General features: G+C 42.6%; 1 pseudogene. It reads left to right on the top strand.

The window, feature by feature from the left end:
* Positions 1-16: 16 nt before the first annotated feature.
* Positions 17-559 (top strand): annotated as a pseudogene (locus tag AAEY93_RS20340) (transposase); the annotation flags it as partial.
* Positions 560-634: the final 75 nt, after the last annotated feature.

Below are 634 nucleotides of genomic sequence, written 5' to 3'. Positions count from 1 at the left end.
AAAATGGTAATTAAAGATGGCCAGACCAAGACAAACAATTGTTAGCTTAGATGACACGCCTTATTATCACTGTTGCTCACGGGTAGTGCGTAAAGCCTTTTTGTGTGGGATTGATAATTCAACAGGTGAGGACTTTGAGCATCGGCGTACATGGGTTGATTCTCGTATACTGGAACTTGCCACCATCTTTGCCATTGATATCTGTGCCTATGCAGTGATGAGTAATCATTTGCATGTGGTGATTAAAGTCGATGGCGACAAAGCTAAAATTTGGTCAGATAAAGACGTGCTTATGCAGTGGCACAAAGGCTTTAAGGGGACGTTACTGACGCAGAAGTTTGTTAAGGGTGAAGACCTAAACGAATTTGAACTTAACACAGTGAATGATTGCATAACCCAGTACAGACAACGCTTGGTCGATATCAGTTGGTTTATGCGCTCCTTGAGTGAGCCGATTGCTCGAATGGCCAATAAAGAAGATAAGTGCACAGGCAGATTCTGGGAAGGGCGGTTTAAATCCCAAGCGCTGCTCGATGAAGCCGCAGTCTTAGCTTGTATGTAAGCGCTCAATTAACCGCACATACCAATAACCTTCAAATGTGACATGATTATTTCCTAACTAAATCTAGGAAAA

This window comes from Shewanella sp. CAL98-MNA-CIBAN-0140, assembly GCF_040309905.1.
In the GTDB taxonomy this organism is placed as follows: domain Bacteria; phylum Pseudomonadota; class Gammaproteobacteria; order Enterobacterales; family Shewanellaceae; genus Shewanella; species Shewanella psychromarinicola.
Note: the sequence above shows the minus strand (reverse complement) of the source record. Positions and strands in the feature narration are given on the sequence as shown.